15 protein-coding genes and 1 pseudogene are annotated in these 19567 nt (G+C 71.0%); all 16 read left to right on the forward strand.

Annotated elements, in window-relative coordinates; genetic code table 11:
* Positions 1-205 precede the first annotated feature (205 nt).
* On the forward strand, positions 206-589 hold the full coding sequence (locus IG08_RS0145975; protein ID WP_030618306.1) for a VOC family protein: 384 nt from the start codon (positions 206-208) through the stop codon (positions 587-589).
* Positions 589-1086, forward strand: a complete 498-nt coding sequence (locus tag IG08_RS0145980) for a DinB family protein (RefSeq protein ID WP_030618308.1) — start codon at positions 589-591, stop codon at positions 1084-1086. The genes IG08_RS0145975 and IG08_RS0145980 overlap by 1 nt, the downstream gene beginning before the upstream one ends.
* A gap of 1273 nt (positions 1087-2359) precedes the next feature.
* Entirely contained in the window at positions 2360-3295 is a 936-nt protein-coding gene (locus IG08_RS0145990) for a conjugal transfer protein (protein ID WP_030618311.1), read from the forward strand.
* Positions 3292-3633 carry a hypothetical protein gene (locus IG08_RS0145995; protein ID WP_030618314.1) on the forward strand — a complete coding sequence of 114 codons (342 nt, stop codon included), beginning with the start codon at positions 3292-3294 and terminating at the stop codon, positions 3631-3633. The genes IG08_RS0145990 and IG08_RS0145995 overlap by 4 nt, the downstream gene beginning before the upstream one ends.
* Positions 3630-4211: a hypothetical protein gene (locus IG08_RS0146000; RefSeq protein WP_030618316.1), complete on the forward strand. Its 582-nt coding sequence runs from the start codon at positions 3630-3632 to the stop codon at positions 4209-4211. Before IG08_RS0145995 ends, IG08_RS0146000 begins: the two co-directional genes overlap by 4 nt.
* Complete coding sequence (locus IG08_RS0146005; RefSeq protein WP_030618320.1) at positions 4208-6898, forward strand: ATP-binding protein; 2691 nt, start codon at positions 4208-4210, stop codon at positions 6896-6898. The genes IG08_RS0146000 and IG08_RS0146005 overlap by 4 nt, the downstream gene beginning before the upstream one ends.
* The gene (locus IG08_RS0146010; protein ID WP_030618323.1) at positions 6898-7254 is read left to right on the forward strand and encodes a hypothetical protein; all 357 of its coding nucleotides are present in this window, start codon (positions 6898-6900) and stop codon (positions 7252-7254) included. Before IG08_RS0146005 ends, IG08_RS0146010 begins: the two co-directional genes overlap by 1 nt.
* A gap of 1 nt (position 7255) precedes the next feature.
* Complete coding sequence (locus IG08_RS0146015; RefSeq protein ID WP_030618325.1) at positions 7256-10057, forward strand: hypothetical protein; 2802 nt, start codon at positions 7256-7258, stop codon at positions 10055-10057.
* A complete protein-coding gene (locus tag IG08_RS0146020; RefSeq protein WP_030618328.1) occupies positions 10054-11205 on the forward strand; it encodes a C40 family peptidase in 1152 nt (383 codons plus the stop codon). Before IG08_RS0146015 ends, IG08_RS0146020 begins: the two co-directional genes overlap by 4 nt.
* On the forward strand, positions 11202-11837 hold the full coding sequence (locus IG08_RS60885; RefSeq protein WP_030618331.1) for a hypothetical protein: 636 nt from the start codon (positions 11202-11204) through the stop codon (positions 11835-11837). The genes IG08_RS0146020 and IG08_RS60885 overlap by 4 nt, the downstream gene beginning before the upstream one ends.
* On the forward strand, positions 11813-14437 hold the full coding sequence (locus IG08_RS0146030) for a hypothetical protein (RefSeq protein WP_030618333.1): 2625 nt from the start codon (positions 11813-11815) through the stop codon (positions 14435-14437). Before IG08_RS60885 ends, IG08_RS0146030 begins: the two co-directional genes overlap by 25 nt.
* Positions 14434-15342, forward strand: a complete 909-nt coding sequence (locus IG08_RS0146035) for a replication-relaxation family protein (RefSeq protein WP_030618335.1) — start codon at positions 14434-14436, stop codon at positions 15340-15342. The genes IG08_RS0146030 and IG08_RS0146035 overlap by 4 nt, the downstream gene beginning before the upstream one ends.
* A gap of 214 nt (positions 15343-15556) precedes the next feature.
* On the forward strand, positions 15557-15784 hold the full coding sequence (locus IG08_RS0146040; RefSeq protein WP_158812364.1) for a hypothetical protein: 228 nt from the start codon (positions 15557-15559) through the stop codon (positions 15782-15784).
* A gap of 260 nt (positions 15785-16044) precedes the next feature.
* Complete coding sequence (locus IG08_RS0146045; RefSeq protein ID WP_052425173.1) at positions 16045-16575, forward strand: hypothetical protein; 531 nt, start codon at positions 16045-16047, stop codon at positions 16573-16575.
* Positions 16576-16625: 50 nt separating this feature from the next.
* Positions 16626-19133 carry an AfsR/SARP family transcriptional regulator gene (locus IG08_RS0146050; protein WP_078656003.1) on the forward strand — a complete coding sequence of 836 codons (2508 nt, stop codon included), beginning with the start codon at positions 16626-16628 and terminating at the stop codon, positions 19131-19133.
* A gap of 167 nt (positions 19134-19300) precedes the next feature.
* Positions 19301-19567: pseudogene (locus IG08_RS59580) on the forward strand (DUF2637 domain-containing protein); the annotation flags it as partial.

Raw genomic sequence — 19567 nt, forward strand, 5'->3', positions numbered from 1 at the left:
CCGGACATCCCCCTGAGCGACGCGATCCTGGGGTCAGACTGTGGAGTCGGTGATAAGGCCCGGTCGAAGACGAAAGGAGGGCTGCCGTAGCACTGGTTGGGCGATGTCGGGAGCCGTCCCCGCGGCGGACCCAGCTTGTCACCTCCCCCGTATACGGTGTGGCGTCCGCATCATTCGAAATCTTGTACAAGGGAGAGGCGAAGCCGTGGAACCCTGGTTCAAGGGCATCGGCCCCGTCACGTTGTTCATCGAAGATCTGGTGGAGACGAAGAAGTTCTACGAGGACATCTTCGGCCTGACGGCGGTCTTCGAGGACGCGGACTCGGTCGTTTTCAACTTCGGCAACACCCTGGTCAACCTGCTGAAGTCCTCCCAGGCCAGTGAACTGGTTGAGCCCTCGAAGGTCGCGGCGCTCGAGGCCGGCGTGCGCTTCCAGATCACGATCGAGGTGGAAGACGTGGACGCAGTGTGCGAGAAACTCGCGGAACGCGGTGTGAAGCTCCTCAACGGTCCCCAGGACCGGCCCTGGGATATCCGGACCGCCGCCTTCGCCGACCCGTCGGGCCACGTCTGGGAGATCGCCAAGTAATGGCCAACACCGAGATGATGACGCTGTTGGGCTTCCTGAACGGCAAGCGCAAGCACGTCCTGGGCATCCTCGAGGGCCTCGAAGACGAAGCGCTTCGGCGCCCGGTGCTTCCGTCCGGCTGCACCTGCCTGGGCCTCGTGCACCATCTCGCCCTGGACGACGAGAAGTTCTGGTTCCGCGCCGTCGCGGCGGGCCAGCAGGTCGCGATCGATGAGATCCTGGGCTCCGACGACGACGCTTGGAAGCCTGCCCCGGAGAAGTCGGCACAGGAGATCTTCGCCTTGTACCGCAAGGAGAGCGAGCTCTCCGACGCGATCCTCGCCGGTGCCGACCCGGACGCGCCCACGCCTTGGTGGCCCGACTTCTTCGACGGCTGGCGCTACGACAACCTCCGCGAAGTCGTCCTGCACGTCATCACCGAGACCGCGACCCACGCCGGGCACCTCGACGCCGTCCGGGAACTCATCGACGGGAAACAGCGGCTCGTCATCACCTGACCACTGTCGCTCCTGGCCACAGAGCCGAGGCCGGCGAGTGTGAAACAAGCCCGCGAGGGCGCAGGGCCAAGGCTCACGGGACAGAACCACTGAACGACGCCGCCCTGGGCCAGACATGGCTCGCTTGAGTGTTTCACCCGGTTCACGTGTCCTTCGGCATCACCGGAACCCCACTGCAGGGTCAGGCCGGCGGTCACGGCGTCGAGGTCCTGGCGGAGGAAGCCGGCGAAGCCCTGTGAGCTGGGGTTTTGCAGGGCTGGCAGGTCGGTGATGAAGTACAGGGCCGGCCCGAGGGTGCCGTCGGCGTTGCGGTCGCGGTCACGCAGCAGGAATCCGTGCTTCTCCAGTTCCTCCAGGCCGGTGGTCACCGCGTCGACGCGTTCGCGGCCGTGTCGGGCCAGGTTGGCGACGGTGACCTGCCAGCCGTCCCGGTGGGTGCTGATGTAGCCGAAGAGCCCCTTCGCCCTGTAGGAGATCTGGCTGTCGCGGAACAACCCGTTGGCGATCTGGGTGAACTGATCCCCTGCCATTACCCCACGGCGGACCCCGGCTCCGAAGCCGCTCATCGCGCTGCCCCTGGTGCAGGCCGTGTGCGGTGGCCTCGGCAGCACACCGTGCCCACCAGGTGGTGGCCGCCGGTGGGCACGGGTGCGGAGGCGTGCGTGTGTTCCATGCTGTCAGTCCACCCGCCGACCCCGACCAGGCTGACGGCCACCAGCCCCGACCATCAGTCACGATCCGGCAACACGGCCGTCTAGCTGTCGTGGTCGGGCCTGTGGTCGGGCCGACCACGGCACCTCAGCAGCTCGTGCAGTGGTGGCGTACGCCGATTGCGCAGCCCTGTCCGGGCGGTGCGCAATCGTCCTGCGCAACCGACTGAGGATCGTGCGCAGTCGCGTTGTGGGAAGTGGATGCGCAGTGCGGTCCACGGCAGCCCATGTCCTCTTGTGCAGAGCCGGGTGCCGCGATACGCAGCCCCGGGCCGCGGGCCGGGCGGTATCCGTCTGCGCACCGGCGTTCGGGGCCGTCCGCGCTGCGGCACGAGGCGTCGCTGCAGTCGTCGGCCGGGGGCTGGTCGCTGCCAGGGTGAGCTCCCACCGACCTACGGCCCACCGACGCGTGGTCGGGCCTGTGGTCGGGCCGACCATGACCCCGACCACGAGCTTCGTATCCCCATCGTGACCGTGGTCGGCCTCTCGTGGTCGGTGGTCGGGTTGGGGCCGACGGCTTTTCTCAAGGTCAGCAACATCCGTTCTGACCTGGGAGTTTGACCATGTCCCCTGGCAAGCAGGCCGCAGAGAACGAGGCCCCTGCTCCGATGGCGGCCGGCGCCCGGCTGGAGGCGATGCGGCGCCGCGTCTGTCTTTCACGCCTGGCCGCTTGGACCGCGATCGCGGCCGGCCCGATCGCCCTCGGCATCGTCATCACCTCCACCCCGGCCACCGTCTCGGCGGCCACCCAGGCCCAGCCCGCCACCGCAGTGCGCACCACGGCAGTGGCCGCCGACCCAGCCGGCTATACGCAGCTGTTCGTCAGCACGTGGCTGCGCAGTAGTTCGGATGACACCACGAGTGCGCAGGCGCGGCTTGCGCACTCGATGGCGCCGGACGTCGAACTGCCCGACCCGGCCGCGGATGCGCAGTCGGCGCTTCAGTCCGTGACGGCGGTGCGCAGTGCGCAGCGCGCGGACGGTGTGTGGTCGGTGACGGTGGCTGCGCAGTACACCGACGGACGGTTGCGGTACTACGCCGTGCCGGTGGCCGCCGATCGCGCGGGCGCCTCGTTCGCCGTGTCCGGTGCACCGGGCGTGGTGGCCGGCCCGGCCCGGGCCGAGGTGCCGACGTCGTCGTACGGCGTGAATGTCCCGGAGGGTGATCTGTCGTCTGCGGTTGGGGAGTTCCTCGCCGCATACCTGACCGGTGCCGGTGAGGTCGACCGCTACCTCGCGCCCAGCGTGACGCTGTCGCCGGTCTCCCCCGCCCCGTACACGACGGTCTCCGTGCAGCAGGTGTCCGCCGTCGAGGAAGCGGCTGCCGCCGAGCAGGTGCCGGCCGACGGGACCAAGGTCCGCGTCCTCGCACAGGTGGAAGCCCGGGACGCCGGCGGGCGGTGGCCGCTGGCGTACGAGCTCGCGCTCACGGCCCGCTCCGGCCGGTGGGACGTCTCCGCGCTTGAGTCCGGCACCGCTCAGAACGGGGGTGCCCGGTGAACACCGTGGACAGCCTGATGCTCGCCGGGCAGTTGGACGACCTCGGCGACTCGTGGATCACCATGTTCCAGGACTGGGCGACTAAGGGCCTGAGCGCCGGTCTGCTTGTCCTCGTCGTCGTCCTCATGATCCAGAAGTTCAGCCTCAAGGCCGGGATCGGCGCCCTACTGCTGATGATCATCGCGCTGGGGTTGTACAACTCCCGCGAGGACCTGGCGACCATGTTCGAGGACGAGGTCAAGAATCCTGCCAAAGGTGCACCCGCTATCCCCGGCATCGTGCGCAGTCCTGACTCGGTCGTACGGGAGCACTCCGCCGGCGCAGGCGGCTGGCTGTGAGCGCGGCCGCCGCTGGGCGGGTGGGCCGCTTCTACACCGCCGCCCGTCGCCACCCCTGGGTGCTGGGGAAGGTCGCGGACTGGAAGATCCCGCTCGGCCCGTACACACCCGCGCAGATCGCGGTCGCCGTCGTCGGCGGCTTCCTTCTCGTCAAAACCCTCAGCTGGTGGTCGTGGATGGGGCCGGTCCCGATCGCGGCCTGGCTGCTGGCCATCTGGGCGGTCCGTCGTCCGAAGATCAAGGGCCGCGCCCCGATGCAGGCGGCGCTGGGCTGGGTGCTGCTTACCTGGCAGCCCCGCGGCGGGCGGATCGGCGGGCGGGCCGCCCGCGACCGCGCCCCCCACCCACTGCTCGGCGGCTTCACCATCGAGGGCGCGCCCGTGCCCAGGCCTGTGACGGCTCCCGCACCGTCCCGTTCGGCTCGGCGGCGTGCCGCCCGAGTGCCGCGCCCGAGCCCGGCTGCAACCCGTTCGTCCACGCGCCACCGCATGCAGCCGACTGCTCCCGCAGCGGCGGGGCCGGTGTCGGGAGTGCAGCAGCTGCTCACGCTCGCCGGGCAGGGCGGGGGTGCGCGGTGAGGGTACCGATCCGCCACATCGCCGGGCACCTGGTCTGGTCGACACACGGCAGCGTGTGGGCCCTCTACCGACTACACCCGGGCCCTGACGCGCAGGGACGGTCCGAGGAGACCGTCCAGGGCACCTACGTGCCCACCGCGGTTCGCGACGAACAGCTCGCCAGGATCACACATTTGGTGAGGTCGCTGTCCGGGGCGCCGCGGCTGTTCGGACTGTGCGCACAGGTCGACCCGGGCGAGATCGCCCTGCGGATGATCGAGGGAATCGAGCCGTCCGACGAGATGCCGGGCACAGGTCCGCACCCGTGGGTGGAGAACGTCGAGGCGACCCTGGGTCTGCTGGACGGTCAGGAAATGCATCGCCGAAGCCTGTGGCTGGCGGTGCCGCTGCAGACCGAGACAGCCGGTCTGCAGGTGTCGGCGTCCCTCGGCGCCGCGTGGGCTGAGCTGTCTCCCATGCTGGGCATGCGCCCGACGCCGGTGGTCCGGCGCGAGGTGAGCGCCTACCGCGAGCAGGCCTCCCGGGTGGAGGCCGCGCTCGCCGGCGGCATCGCCTTCCGCCCGGCCCGCCCGGCGGAGACCGTGTGGATGATCCAGCACGCCCTTCACCGCGGCCTTGCCGAGCCGCTGCTGACGGAAGCCGAAACCAGCGAGGTGTGCGGCGGGCAGATCCGAGACGGTGTGCTGCGCTCCCCCAGCTACGCCGACCTCGGTCAAGTCCGCCTGCAGGAAGGCGGCATCGACCCCGACCTCGACGACGTCGACGAGCTCAAGAGCGCGGGCCGGATCACGCGGTCGGGCCGCACGGCCTGGTGGCGGATGAACACCGGCTCGCCGCTGGGGCGGCGCTGGCTGCAGGTCGAATCCGACGCCGGGGTGGGATACCAGGCGCAGTTGGCGCTGGCCGAGTGCCCGCCCGCGGTCAGCCAGGAGGCCGCCGACCTGTTCGCCCAGCTGGAAACCCTCGACTTCCCCGTCGACTACACCGTCGACCTCACCCTGGTGCCCGCGGAGAAAGCGCGGGATCAGGTGCGGCGCAAGAAGAACGAACTGATCGACCAGGCCGACCAGTACGACGCCCGCCCGACCGGCATGCCGGCCTCGCTGACCGAGGCCGCCCGCGACCTGGGCGAGCTGGATGCCCGCCTCTCACGCACCTCGGTGGAGGTCGAGGTGCAGTCGGTGACCGTGCTGACGGTGTGGGGGCCGACCGCCGCCGTCTGCGACGCCCGGGCCCGCGCCCTGGCCGCACTGCTGTCCGGCGCCGACTACCGGGCGGTGCGCCCGGCCGGCCTGCAGGAGGCCCTGTTCACCCTGGGTCTGCCCGGCACCGTACGGCCGGGTGTGGTGCGGGAGTTCACCCAGCACCAGGTCAGCGAGGACTGGGCGCTGGGCGGGGCCTTCACCATCGGGGAGGTCGGCGACCCGAACGGCATGTTCCTCGGCATCGACCTGGACAGCGGCACCACCCGCCCCGTGATGATCAACGTGGCGGATGCGCCCAAGGTCGACGCGTCCGCCTCCATGGGCATCGTCGGGGATCTAGGGGCGGGCAAAAGCGTCCTGCAGAAGCTGATCGCGGAGGCGGTGTGGGCGCGCGGCGGCTGCGCGATCTGCATCGACCGCACCCCCGTACGCGAGTGGGCCACCTTCGCCCGCACCGCAGCCAAGGGCCGCGTCCAGATCATCGACGCCGCCAAGGCCGAGGTGTCCATCGACCCGCTGCGCATGTTCGACGGCCCCGAAGGGCGTCACTACGCCCTGTCCTATCTCACCCTGCAGCTCGGTATCGGCCCGATGAGCACCAACGGCGAGGTCCTACACCACGCCGTCGAGCAGGCCGCCGCCCACGCACAGCCGTCCATGCACCGCGTGCTTCAAGTCCTGGAGGAGATGGCCAGGAGCGAGGTGGGCAAGCGGCAGGACGCGGCCGCCACCTTGGCCGGCCTGGTGCGCGTGGTGGCCACCAACTCCCTGGCGGCGATGGTGTTCGACCCCACGCTGCCGCCGGTGCAGCTGGACGCCTCCAGCGCCTCCGACATGATCGTGATCACCACGGCGGGACTGAAATTGCCGCCGAAGGCGGCGTTCGACAATCCGGAAGTCCTGCACCAGCAGCCGCTGGAGGCCCTGATCGGGCGCGCCGTGCTGTATCTGATCGCGGCGATCGCCCGGCAGACCGCGTTCGAGGACCCCGAGCGGTTCACCGCGGTCGTCGCGGACGAGCTGTACTGGCTCACCTCGTCGGCCGAGGGCACCGCCCTGATCCACGAGATCCTCCACGACGGCCGCAAACACGGCGCCGGCCTGCTCGCCGCCTCCCACGACGCCGCCGAACTCGGCCCCGACCGCGGCCTGATGGCCTACCGCGCGCTCGCCCGCACCGCGGACCGTGAACGCGCCCGCCGCGGCCTGGAGTTCGTCGGACTCGACCCGAACGATCCCGACCTGCTGCGGCTGGTCACCACCGGCCTGTCCCCCGTCGGCCGCAGAGGCCGGGAAGGCGAATTCCTACTCACCTGCCCGCGGCAGAACACCGGCCGCCTCAAGGTCTCCATCCCCCGCATCACGCGCATCACAACGTCCATCACCACCACGCCCGGACGCCGTCCGAGCGCTGCCTCGCCTTCAGGGCATGAGCCGCTCGCCGGTGCGACCGCGGGAACCCGTCCGAAGGAACACGTCTGATGACCTCCTCTTCCTGGGACCGCACCAGGCGCCTTGCCGCGGCCGCGAGCGTCCTCACAGTGATCACCGTCGTGATCGGCGTACTTGTCCTGGCCGTTGGCGTCGGTGTCCCGGAAGCCTGGTGGCCGCACACGGGGTGGGCCTTCGCCGCTGACGCCCGGCCCGCGGACTCGGATGCGTGCGGCCTGATCGTGGGCCCGGCCAAGGACTACTGCGAGCACGGCACCACGACAACTGCCTCCGCCGAGCAGCGGAGCGTGGCCGGTGCGGCGTGGCGGCTGGTGCCGGCAGGTGCGGGCCTGGCCGCCCTCGTGGTGTGGCGGCGCCGCAGCGCACCTGGACGAGGGCGGCGCTGACATGGTGCGTCCAGACCGCGCAACCCTCCGCTCGGCCGGCTTCGTCGTGCTGCTCACCGGTGTGTTCCTCCTGGTGAACAGCCAGGTCGTGTACGCGGCGAGCAGCAGCAGCGAGACCGGAGACCTCCTTGCCCCGCTCAACATCACCTCCTCCGAGGGGGTGCCGATCAATGGGTACGAGCTGAACGCCGAGGGCGGCTCCATCGTCAGCTTCAAGACTCAGTCCCTCGCGTTCGCCCTGTCCGGCCTGTTCGCCCTCATCCGGATCCTGGTCGGGTTGGGAGGCTGGGGGGTCGAGGTCGCCTTCCGGTTCCCCCTGCTGAAGATCCTCATCAAGCCCGCGCAGAAGGTCGCCGACTCCTACAACCACGTGGTCGTCGACACCCTCGGGCTGAAGGGGCTGCTGCTGGCCTGGGCGTTCGTCTTCGCCGGATTCATGATCGTGCGTGGCCGTCTCGGCCGTGGCCTGGGCGAAATCTTCCTCACCCTGCTGATCGCCGCATTCGCCGCGTCCACCTTCGTGCGCCCGGACTACCTCCTCGCCCAGGACGGCCCGCTGGGGCAGACCCAGCAGGTAGCCGCCGAGGTCGCCCAGCAGTCCGTCAACTCCTACGACTGGGGCGGCAAACTCGCCAGCCAGGACCCGTGCGCCGGAATGGCAGGCAACGCCGAACTCAAGTGCCTTCAGCGGGAGGACGAAGCCCCCGTCGACTCAACCGACCTGGCCCGCCCGCTGCAGGACTCCATCACCAACGCGCTGATCGTCAAGCCCTTCATGCTGCTGGAGTACGGGCGCATCCTCGACCCCGCCAAGGCCTCCGACCGCAAGGCCTACGCCGTCCACCTGAAATGGGTCTCCGGCGGATATAAAGCCGTCACCAGCGACGGGGACGCCAACTGCGATGCACTCGCCAAACCGGCCCGGAAGTACTGCGAAGAGCAGAACAAAAAGGAGGACGCCTGCAGCCTGCTGCGCGGGCCGGCCAAAGAGTACTGCGAGAGTAGCGCCGACGACGCCCCCGGCACTCTGCCGGAGCTGACGCCCGGGGGCGAGCTCCTGGACGCCTCCAACGCGATCGTCAGCGACGAGGACCAGGAGTTCGCCGCCTTCCTGGCCGACATGAAGAAAGCCGGGGACGTCGGCAAGGCCTGCGCTGCCTACGCGGAAGAACCCACCTGGTGGCGGGTCGGCGGCGCGGTCCTGCTGCTGATCGCCGCCCTGTTCATCTGCGGCATGCTGCTGTCCAGCGCGATCGTGCTGCTGGGCACCCAGGGCATCTGCGCGGCGGCAGCGGCCGGAGGCGGGGTCGCCTTCATCGTGGGCATGCTGCCCGGCCCTGCTCGCCAGTCGGTGTGGAAGTGGTTGTCGATCTGGGGCATCGCGATGCTCGCCATGGTCGGCGTCTGCGCGTTCGTGCCCTTCTTCGGCATCGCCGTGGACGCCACCATCGCCAACGGCCCCGAGCTGATGGTCGAACGGATCCTGCTGATCGACGTCCTCGCCATCGCCGGCGCGGCCGGGCATCGCCGCCTGCTGACCGGGATCACCTCGTTCGGCCATCGCATGGCCATGCGGATGCGATACGCCAAGGTCGGTGGCACCCACATGCCCGGCGACACCTCCGAGCTCGGCGCCGCACTCGCGATGAACTCCCCTGTCGCGATGGGAGGTTACGGCGCAGGCCTGCGTGCCTTCACGGGCGGTGGTGGCGGCAGGTACGGGATGCTGGGCACCCGCCAGCGGCTGATGGGCGCGCTCGGCTCCCTATTCGACGGCGCGGGTATGCCGGTGGACACCGGCAGGATGTTCGCCGATGCCACCGCCGAGGCCGGACGTGGTCTCGCTCCGCTCACCGCGGCCGTGGCCGTGAGCGGACTGGGCGCCCGGCTCGGCGGGAAGGGCGCACACTGGCTGCTGATCGGCCGCCGCCCCGACAAGGAGCAGCTGGCCAAGTGGCGCAAGCCCACCGCCGAAGGCGACCCGGACACCGGCGGCCCCTGGGACGGCGGCGACGGTTCAGGCGGCACGGGACCGCGCCAGCCCGGGGGCCCGCCCGACCGCTACCGCAACGCAGAGGGGCAGGTCGTCGACCGTGACACCGGCCTGGTGCTGCACGACCAGAACACCGACCGCACGCTGCTGTCGACGCGCGCCCACAACCGGCTGGTGCGTTTCCGCGGCTACCGCATCCTGAACCGCGGGGGCCGGACCGCGTACGGGGCGACGGCCGGTTTTCCGGCCAACGTCCGCCGGGCCCGGCAGGGCGGATCTCGCTACTCCCAGGACGCCCGCCAGCAGGTGCGGGTGTGGGGCAACACGGTTCGCGAGGACGGGCGGGCCTGGGGCGACACGGGCCGTCATGTGTCCCGTGTCCTGCGGGAGCACACCGACGACAGCGGCGGGACGGGCCCCTTCACCAGCCGTCGTCTGCCCACCTCCACCGCAGCGCCCGGCACCGCGCGTACCGCAAGTGCGACACGGCCGAGCGGTTCCGCAGCCAGAGCAACGGCCGCTCGCGCCGCCGACGGCACCCCGCCTGCATCCTCTGGCGCTTCCCGCGCCTCGGGCTCAACCGACGCATTCCAGCGGCTGCTCAACGATCCCGCCGAACTCCGGCGACAGACCCTCGCGAACGTCGCGCGGGTGGACCCCGACTTGGCGCGCGCCATGCGAGGGAGTTCCGCCCGGCCTGCGGCCAGCGGTGCGCCGGAGCAGACGCCGGAGCAGATACGGCAGGCCCAAGCGTTGCGGGCGATGCGGGCGCGCTGGCAGAGCGAGGACCAGGCCGGTGAGGACGGATGAGGCCGTCCCGACGCCGTATCGGGCGGTGGGGGTGCGTGGTGGTGCTGTTGCTGTTCGCCGCCGTGTGCTGTGCCGCACCGGTAGGGAACGCGATCAGCGCCTATGTCGCGCTGAAGACGGGCGCCCAGGACGACGGCGGGATCGCCGAGGGCGGCAGTGCCGCGGACATCCCGCCGCGGATGCTGACCGCGTACAAGAAGGCCGTCCAGCAGGTCGGAAAGCATGTCCCGAAGTGCCAGGGCATGCGCTGGCCGATCCTCGCCGGGATCGCCAAGGCCGAGTCCAACCACGCCATCGGCCGGAACATCGCCGCAGGCGGAGACATCCGCCCCAAGATCTACGGAGTGCTCCTCAACGGCTCCGGCGCCGGCGGCAACACCACCGCCTTCGCCGACACCGACAACGGCACATGGGACGGCACCTCTCAGGGCGAGCGCGCCGTCGGCCCCTTCCAGTTCCTGCCCTCCACGTGGGAAGGCGTCGGAAAGGACGCGAACGGCGACAGGATCGCCGACCCGCACAACGCCGACGATGCAGCGCTCGGCGCCGCAATCTACCTGTGCGGCGAGGGCCGTGACCTGACCGAGCGCACCCAGTTGAAGGCCGCGATCTGGCAGTACAACCAGTCCAGTGAGTACGTCGCCAACGTGCTCGGGTGGATCGACCAGTACACGGCGGCTGCCAAGGACCCCGATCTGAAGAACGTGTCCGGGAAGGTCCGTACCGTCATCGAGGCGGCCCTCTCCCAGCGGGGTGTCCGGTACTCGTGGGGCGGCGGCAACGCCAGCGGCAAGTCGTATGGGATCTGCTGCTCGCCAGGCGGTTCGAGCGGCACGAACACCAAGGGCTTCGACTGCTCGGGCCTGACCGTGTACGCCTACGCGAAGGCCGGTATCAGCCTGCCGCGCGTCGCGGCCTCCCAGGCCGGAGTCGGCCAGCGGATCCCCGCCAGCCTCGGCACCCGTGCGCTTAAGCCCGGCGACCTCGTCTTCTACGCCACCGCTCCCGGCCGCGATTCCACGATCTACCACGTCGGCATCTACGTCGGCAGCGGACAGATGGTCAACGCCCCCCGCCCGGGGACCGTGGTGCGCCTGGACGCCGTCAACACGATGTCCGGCTTTGCGGGGGGAGCTCGGCTGCTGTGACCACCACCCCGGCGCGCTCCCCGCGTCTACTGTTGCTAAGCACCGTCATGTTCGCCATCTTCGGTGTCGCCTTGCTGGGCATGCCACACGGCCAGGAGCCACCGGCCCCCGAGTCGTCGACCGCGATCGCGGATCTGTCGCCTGCGGCATCAGCGCCTCCCGCCGACAAGCCGACCGCCGACCTCGCCTCCGCGACACCCGCGGCATCGACACCTTCGGTCCTTGAGTCCGCTGTGCCGCCGCATGGCGAGGGCGTGGCCGGCGACCGGGCTGTCCAGAGCTCACTGGAGGCGGCGTGGCCCGCCGACCTTCCCTCCGACGACGAGCGGGAGTTGCGAGCCGCCGGGCGCACGTTGCTGCGCGCGGACGCCACTGGAGCCGGCCGCGCCAAGTGGCCAGCCGTCTTCCCCGACGCGGACCGGGCGGTGGCCCCGGCGTTCGCCACAGCTCGCTTCCGCATCCAGGCCGCGATCGCCCGCCAAGAGGGCAGCCCGAACAGGGCCGTGGTCCATCTGGTGTGGGCCGGCATGGACCGCGGCGGCACCTTCACCGACCTCCGCATCACCGACTGGTACTTCACCCGCACGATCAAGAAGGGAGCAGCGACGTGGACTCCGCAGCCCCGTACCTGACCGACCGGGCCGATGAGACAGCGGCTGGTCAGGTCCTCAGCCTGCTCACCAGCCTGGTCACCGCCGCCGATTGGCTCTACGACCACTGGTACCTGCTCGCCCTAGCCATCGCTGCGTGCTGGGGCGTGGCCGAGATGGTGGTACGCCGACTCGCAGCACGCGCCTCCGCCGAACGGATGGCCCTCGAGCTCGTCCCCAACCGGCACTTCGCCCCAAGCCTGGAGGAAATCTTCCGCCGCGGCGTCCAACTCGCCCGCGCCTCCACGGCCATGCCCTGGTGGGCGCCCCGCCGATCGAAAGCGGTCCAGATCCGGCTGCGCGCCGACGGCTCCAGCCCGCTGCGCTACCGCATCGAAGGCCCCGCGGGCGGTGAACGGCTGCTGTCCATCACCCCGCTCGGGCCGGACGTCACCGTCAACCGGGCGAGGCCGATCGTCGACGAGCCCCGGACGCACACCGTGCGGGCTGAATTCATCCTGCGCGGCAAGCCCACTGCCCCGCTGCGCGAGGTGCCGCTCACCCCCGACCCGCTCCAGCCGCTCGTCGACGCCATCGCCGACCTACGCGCCGAGCTCGGCGACCTCGCCGAGATACGGCTCGACATCCAGCGCGCCCCGAAGTGGGCGCTGCGGGCCCGCCGCCTGCAGCTGATGAGCGCCGCACGCCGATCCGAACGCCGGGAGGCCCAGCGATCCGCGCGCTGGCTGCGGCAGGACGCCAGCGGCATCGAGGACTCGATGGGCTGGCAGCTGCAGCAGCTCCTCAGTGACAAACCCGGCGCGGGATCCGGACGGCGGCTCGTGATGCCGCCGGTTCCCCGCCGGGTCGAGCCGGCCGAAGCGCTGGGCAAGCTCGCCGACGACGACCACCTGGTCCGGGTGCAGCTGCTCGTGATGTGCGCCTCGAACACCGAGGGCCGCTCCCAGGCCCGGCTCGCCCAACTCCAGGCCGCGTTCGACGTGTTCGGCGGCCGCTCCCGGTGGGCCATGCGCGGATGGCGGCTGGGCCCGTGGCGGATCGGCGCCGACCACTGGCCCACCCGGCACGGCTTCGAACGCCGCTGGAATCTGGGGCAGTGCCAGCCGCCGCGCGCAAACTGGGTCCGGCTGGAGGAACTGACCGGCCTGCTCAAACCCCCCACCGTGCACTGCCGCCTGCCGGTGCTCCCCGGGGACCTACCGACCTTCGCCTTCGGCGAGCCCGAGTTGCTGCTGCAGGGCATCTACCGGGGCCCGGACGGCAGGAAGCGTCTGGTCGCCACCCACGCCGCCGAGACCCTCTTCGAGGTCGGGGTCGGCAAGGCCGGCGGCGGCAAGACGGAGCGCGCTCTGGCGCAGGCGATCGGCTGGGCACACGCCGGCGGAGGGCTGGTCTTCGTCGACCCGCACCGCGACTCGTGGCCGCGGGCCACCACCTTCCTCGCGCACGAGTCCCTGATGCCGCGGATCGCGCTGATCGATCTCAACGGCCTCGGTCCCCACCCGCGGATCAGTTCGTGGAATCCGCTCGGTATGCACCAGGGCCAGGCGGCGCACGAGGTCGTCGAGGCGATCGCCGACGCCTACGCCTCCACGCTGGCCTGGGACGACGCGACCGCCCCGCGTGCGCTCACCATCCTCACCGCCGCGCTCACTCTCCTGGTCGCCATCAACGAGACGGCCTGCCAGGCCGGCCGGCCCGAGGACCAGGCCACGATCTTCCACGTACGGGCCCTGCTCACCGACGCCGCGTTCCGCAAGGCAGCGCTCACCGCGGTGGCGGGCCGGCTGGATGAGGAGACCCGCTCCTGGTGGCAGGTGGTGTTCCCGACCCTGCCACCCGACGCGTTCGCCGTGATCCTCAACCCGATCGCCCGCCTGGCCGCCAACCCCATCACCCGCGCCTTCCTCGGCCAGCCCATCGGCGTCTACAACATCCGCGCCGCGATGGACTCCAAGATGATCGTGTGGGTGTGTCCGGGCGGCAACGGACCCACCCACCGCCTCCTGACCGCGCTGCTGGCCCGCGATCTGCTGCGGGCCGCTCGCTCCCGGCGCGACACCCCGGAGGAGAAACGGGTGGCGTTCCGCCCGTACTTCGACGAGCTGATCACGCTGACCGGCGCGGCCCCGGAAACCATCGCCGCGATGTTCGAGGATCTCCGCAAGTACCGGTGCCACGTCCACGGCATGACCCAGCTGCTGTCCCGCCTGCCCACACCGGTACGCCTGTCCCTGGTGCAGAACGCCTCCACGCTGGCCACCACCGCCGGTTCGAAAACGGCGATCGCGCCCATCACCGCGGAGTGGGGCGACGACCCCAGCCCCGAACGGGTCGCCACCATGGAGCGGTTCGAGCACTACGTCTCCCTGAGCGTGCACGGGCGCCGCATCGGGCCCATCCAGCTGCGCGGCCCTCATCTCGACGACATCTTCGCCGCCCAGGCCCGCCCACAGCAGGTCTCCGACCTGGAGCGCGCCGCCGGCGCCAACGCCGGTGCACTCCCGCTGGATGAGCTCACCGACCGCGCCGCCCAACAGCTCGGCCGCGTCACCGCGTTCCTCGCCGCGCACTCCCCCGCCGGCGACGCTCCTGTACGTCTGCCGAAGGAGTACTCATGACCACCGCACCGCCGAAAGACCGTGCGACGGCGGGCTTCACGCCCAGCCCCACCGAACCTCTGGCCCATCAGCTGCTGGCCGCACTTGCCCAGCACCGCATGGCCTCCACCCATCAACTGCACGTCCTACTGCGGCCCGACCGCTCCCGCCAGTCGATATCGGAGCGGCTGAACCAGCTGCTCGGCGAGCGCCTGGTCGACTTCGTCGTGCTGCCCCAGTCCCACCGCACCCGCGTCTGGTACCTCACGCCAAAGGGCGCCCGCCTGACCCGGGACTGGCCGGCGCTGCGGGGCCGCCCGCCGTATCCGATCACCTCCGCGACAGCCGCCTCGCTGAAGACCCCACACACCCTCACCGTCCTGCGCACACACCTGCAGTTCGTCACCGATGCCCGCCGCCGTGGCGACGAGCACGGTCACCTGGACTGGACGCCCGAGGTGTTCCACGCGATCGGCGAGGGCGAGAGGGTCGTGGCGGACGCGGTCCTGCACTACACCCATATCGACGGCCAACAGCGGCGCAAACTCCGGGCGTTCGTCGAGGTCGACCGGGCCACCATGAGCAGCGAGCGCCTGGCAGCCAAGCTGATCGAGTACGCGAGGCTGTGGTCGTACGAACCACAGCCGGTCGGTCGGCGCCGGCAGCAGACCGGGCCCGGCTGGCTGCGCTGGTACCCGGTATTTCCACGAGTCCTCTTCGTGCTGACCGGCGCCGGGCGTCAGGCGCTGGACAACCGGATCAGCGACCTCAAAGCCATGGTCGCCCATCATCCCCTCGTCGCCGACCTGGCCCGCGAAGTACCCACAGGCGCCGTCGCCCTGGACGACCTCGAAGAGCACGGCCCCACCTCCGACGTGTGGGCACCGCTGACCGGCGGCACGCCCCGCCCATGGACCCAGCTGTGACCACGTGTACGGGGCGCTCCTCCCCACGCCCATGGCCGTGCTGCGCCCACGCGTTGGCCGCACCTAACAACCAACACACGGAGGGCCTGCGTCCACTTAGTCCGGGGCGAAGCAACCCTCTTGATGTTTGCTTCCGTGAAGTATTACGTTGCTTGCGCACCATCGACCTCACTGGTCAATCCTCCATGCCCATACGAACAGATGAGGATGTCAGGTGACTTACGTAGCCCGAATGATTCGCAAAAATAAACCATTCCTGGAGGAGGCGTGGCCCGCCGCCGCGCAGTCCGTTTCCTATGTCGCAGGCGCCTGGGTGGTCCAGGCCGGCGTCGACTTCGACGGCAGCGACCTGGACGTGGTGCGCGGGCACTTCCCTGATCGGCGCGTCACGCTCGACGGCGACGTCATCACCGTCTGGCCGCGCCTCCGGGAACACCCATGAACGCCCCGAGTTCCCCGCACTCGACCGCCTCCAACGGCCAGGGCATACCGCGCGTCAAGGCCGCGCCATCGGCGGCCGCCCGCACGGCCGGGCGCAGCATCGTGCCGCCGGCCGCCGATAATCCCTGCAGGCAACGCCTCCACGGCCTCGCTGCCCCCTCACCCCAGGCAAGTGCTTTGCCTCTTGCGCGACCGGCACACTCACCGCGGGGCGCCAGCGGCCCGCAGAGCGCGTGGTTCAGCCGCACCACCGGACGCAGGATGGCCGCGCTGACGGCCGCGGTGCTGCTCGCCGCAGTCGGCTGCGCCGGCGACAGGCCGCACCAGGAACCCACCTCGGCGACCGCAGCGCAGGACCGCATGTCCTCCTCGCCCGCGCAGCAGGCGCAGAAACAGCCTCTGGCACGGCTGACGGGCCAGCACCACCTGACCTTGACCATCACCGTGGCCGACCGCGACCCGGGCGGATTCCTGACCGTGCGCGGCGCGTTGGCAAACGAAGGAACCGAAACCGCCGTGGTGCCCGCCGAATTGCGCGGCAATGAGCGCACGGTCCTGCGCAACGGCCAGTCGCTGGGCGGCGCCACGCTCGTGGACTTCCACGAGCGCAAGCGCTACTACGTGCTGCGCGACGCGGAGGGGCGCCCGCTGACCACCACGGGGCTCAAGTACCTAAAGGCCGGGGAGAGCGTGCGCGTGTTCATGCAGTTCCCCGCCCCGCCGGCCACGACCACCGAGGTCGACTTCCAACTGCCGCAGTTTGACACCGCCACCATCCGGATCTCCCCGTGAGGACCAATCCCCCGCCCCGCACCTTGTTGCGGTCTCATGCCTCGCGTCTCGTGCCCGGCGTTGCGGCGGCACTCGCCGCCACGGCCGCCCTCGCCCTCCCGCGCGCAGAGGCCACGCCTCTTCCCCGCGCGGCCGGCTCTGCGGCCAGCACGCCCGTCACCATCGACAGCAGCGATCCAGACCTGGCACTGCCGGCCGGGACGACACTCGCGCAGCCCAAAATCCTCGACCTCACCTCGGCCCTGCTCTCCATCGACCAGCTGGTCGAAGCAGACTCCAGCAGCACACCCCGCCACACCACCCGTCCCGGCACGGCGCCCGCATCCTCCATACCGGGCCACCCCGGCACGGCCAGCGACACCGGGATAACGCCGCGGCCCAGCGGCAGCGCCTCTGCCGTGCCACCCGCACCGCCCTCCGCATCCAAGTCGGCCACGTCCTCGTCTGCGGACGGGCACACCGGCGGGAGTGCTCCGGCCGGCAGCCCGCCCGTGCTGCCGACTGTCCTGGGGGCCGGTGCGCTGCTGAGTGCCGCCATCACCGGGGCGCTCGCCTGGCGCCGCCTGCTGCGTCGCCGCACACCCGGCTCCGCGGTCAGGCGCACACCCCAGCCCTCCCCCGCGCCCGCGGCGGCCAGCGCACCGGACGGCCTCGACGGCCTGACCTGCCTCGCGGCAGCCCTGCGCAGTCTGGCCGATGACGCGGCAAAGGGGGGCGCCGCCCACCTGCCGGCGCTCAGCGCTGCGCGTATCGGCTCCGCCAGCATTGAGGTCCTGCCCGCCGAGCGCCCCCGCACGCCCCCCGCCCCGTTCACAGCGGGACCACACGGCTGGTGGACACTGCCGCCGCCGGCTCTGCTCCGTCCCCAGGAGACGGCCCGCCCCGTCCCGGCCCCTTACCCGGCGCTGGTCACCATCGGCAGCAGCCAGGCAGGAGACCTCCTGCTGCTCAATCTGACCCAGCTGCCCGTGCTGCTGCTCGAGGGAACCCCCGCCCACGTCGTGGAGGTCTTGACCTCACTCGCCCTGGAACTCAGCACGAGCCCGCTCACCGACGACGCAGATATCGTCACCGTCGGCTTCGCCGCGGACCTGCCCCAGCTCAAACCCAGCTGCCCGATCACCCCCGTGAGCCACCCGGCAGAGGCACTGCAGCAGCTGACCGAACGCCTGCTGGAGGCCCACCAGACACCCCGCTCCCGCCCGCGGCCCTTCTTGCTGCTGTCCGCCCGCCCCCTGGACACCGACACCTGCCACCCGTTCGCCGACCTCCTCGCCCAGGCCCCGAGCCTGCCCGTCGCCCTCGTCGCCCCGGCCGGCGGCACGGCCCTACACTTCCCCGGCGCGCACGTCCTCAACGCCTCCACCACCGCACCCCAGACCATCCCCTCCACCGGCTGCACTGCCGTCCTACAGCGCCTGGATCGCACCGCCTACCGCCACATCACCACCTCCCTGGCCGACTCCGAACCGCAGAAACCGCGCCCCGCCGCACCGAACGGAGATGGCCCCTCGCAGTCACCCGACGCCGGCGCTCCAGGGACGCCGCATCAATCGCCCGCGACCGGTGACAGTGACGGTGACTGGTCAACGGGACCAGCGCCCGCGCATGAGCAGGAACAAGAACAGGACGAGATCTTCCCGGCCCTGCGGGCCGCCTCGCGCCCGGCGGCCACCGCCCGCCCAGTCCAGGCCGAACCCGGCGCTCTCCCCGGCCCACACCCGGCCCGTAGCGGCACAGGGCCCACCCCGGCCTCCGGCCCGGCGGCCGGCAGCGGCGGGCAGTCAGGCGGCACCGAGGCAGGCGAGCCGTGCGCGCCCGAAATCCGCGTCCTGGGCCCGGTCGAGGTCGACGGCGTGCCGGCCACCGGCCACGGCCCGCGCGTCGCCCAGCTCGCCGCGCTGCTGTACTTCCGCCCCGGCCGCACCGCCGACGCGCTACGCCACGACATGGACCCCCACACCCCCTGGACCGCCAGCACCCTCAACGCCCGCCTCCAAGAATTGCGCCGCGCCCTGGGCAACGACTCCCTGGGCAACCCCTATGTGCCACGCCGCCGTGGCAGCGAAGACCCCTACCGCCTCTCCCCCGCCATCCGCTGCGACTGGACCCGCTTCACCCAACTCACCCAGCACGCCCTGCCGCACGACCCCGCCGCACTGTCCGGCCTGGAGCAGGCGCTCACCCTGGTGCGCGGCCGCCCCTTCGACAGCCGCCCCCTGCCCTGGGCCGAACCCTTCCAGCAAGAAATCACCACCCGCATCGTCGACGTCGCCCACACCATCGCCGCCCACCGCACCCCACCCGGCCCCCACCACGACCTCACCCGCGCACGCCAGGCCATCGCCACCGGCCTCGACGCCGACCACACCGCCGAAATCCTCTACCGCGACTGGATGCACATCGAAGCCGCCGCCAACAACCGCTCCGGGCTGCACACCGCCATCACCCGCCTCCAAGAAGTCAACCGCCAACTCGACTGCCCACCCCAACCAGAAACCGAACAACTGATCCACGACCTCCTCACCCCCACCCACACCACCCGCAAGAGCTCATGACCCGCAAACCGCCCACGCCATCGCTGCCACCCACGACCACAAGACCACCGACAACAGCAGGCTCCAGCAGTTCCACCCCACACTCAGACGGCACCACCGCCCAACCCGCCCGCGACGACGTCGCCTCAGCCCTCAGCCAAACTCGACTTACCCGTGCTCTCACCATCGTGATCACCACCGGGACCGTGGTCATCGCCGGCATCGGCTTCGCCGGCTCCTACGCGGCCGTTCGTGAACTAGCCATCCAAAAGGGCTTCGGGAACTTCAGTTGCGTCTTCCCGATCGGCATCGACGCGGGCATCTGCGTCCTGCTCGCCCTGGACCTGCTTCTGACGTGGATCCGCATCCCGTTCCCGCTGCTCCGCCAGACAGGGCGTACGCCTGACGCGCTGGCTGCTCTCCCCGCTCCCGACCTTCCTCCTGTGGCGCCGCAT

Origin of the sequence: Streptomyces fulvoviolaceus (assembly GCF_000718165.1) — a bacterium.
Lineage (GTDB): Bacteria > Actinomycetota > Actinomycetes > Streptomycetales > Streptomycetaceae > Streptomyces > Streptomyces fulvoviolaceus.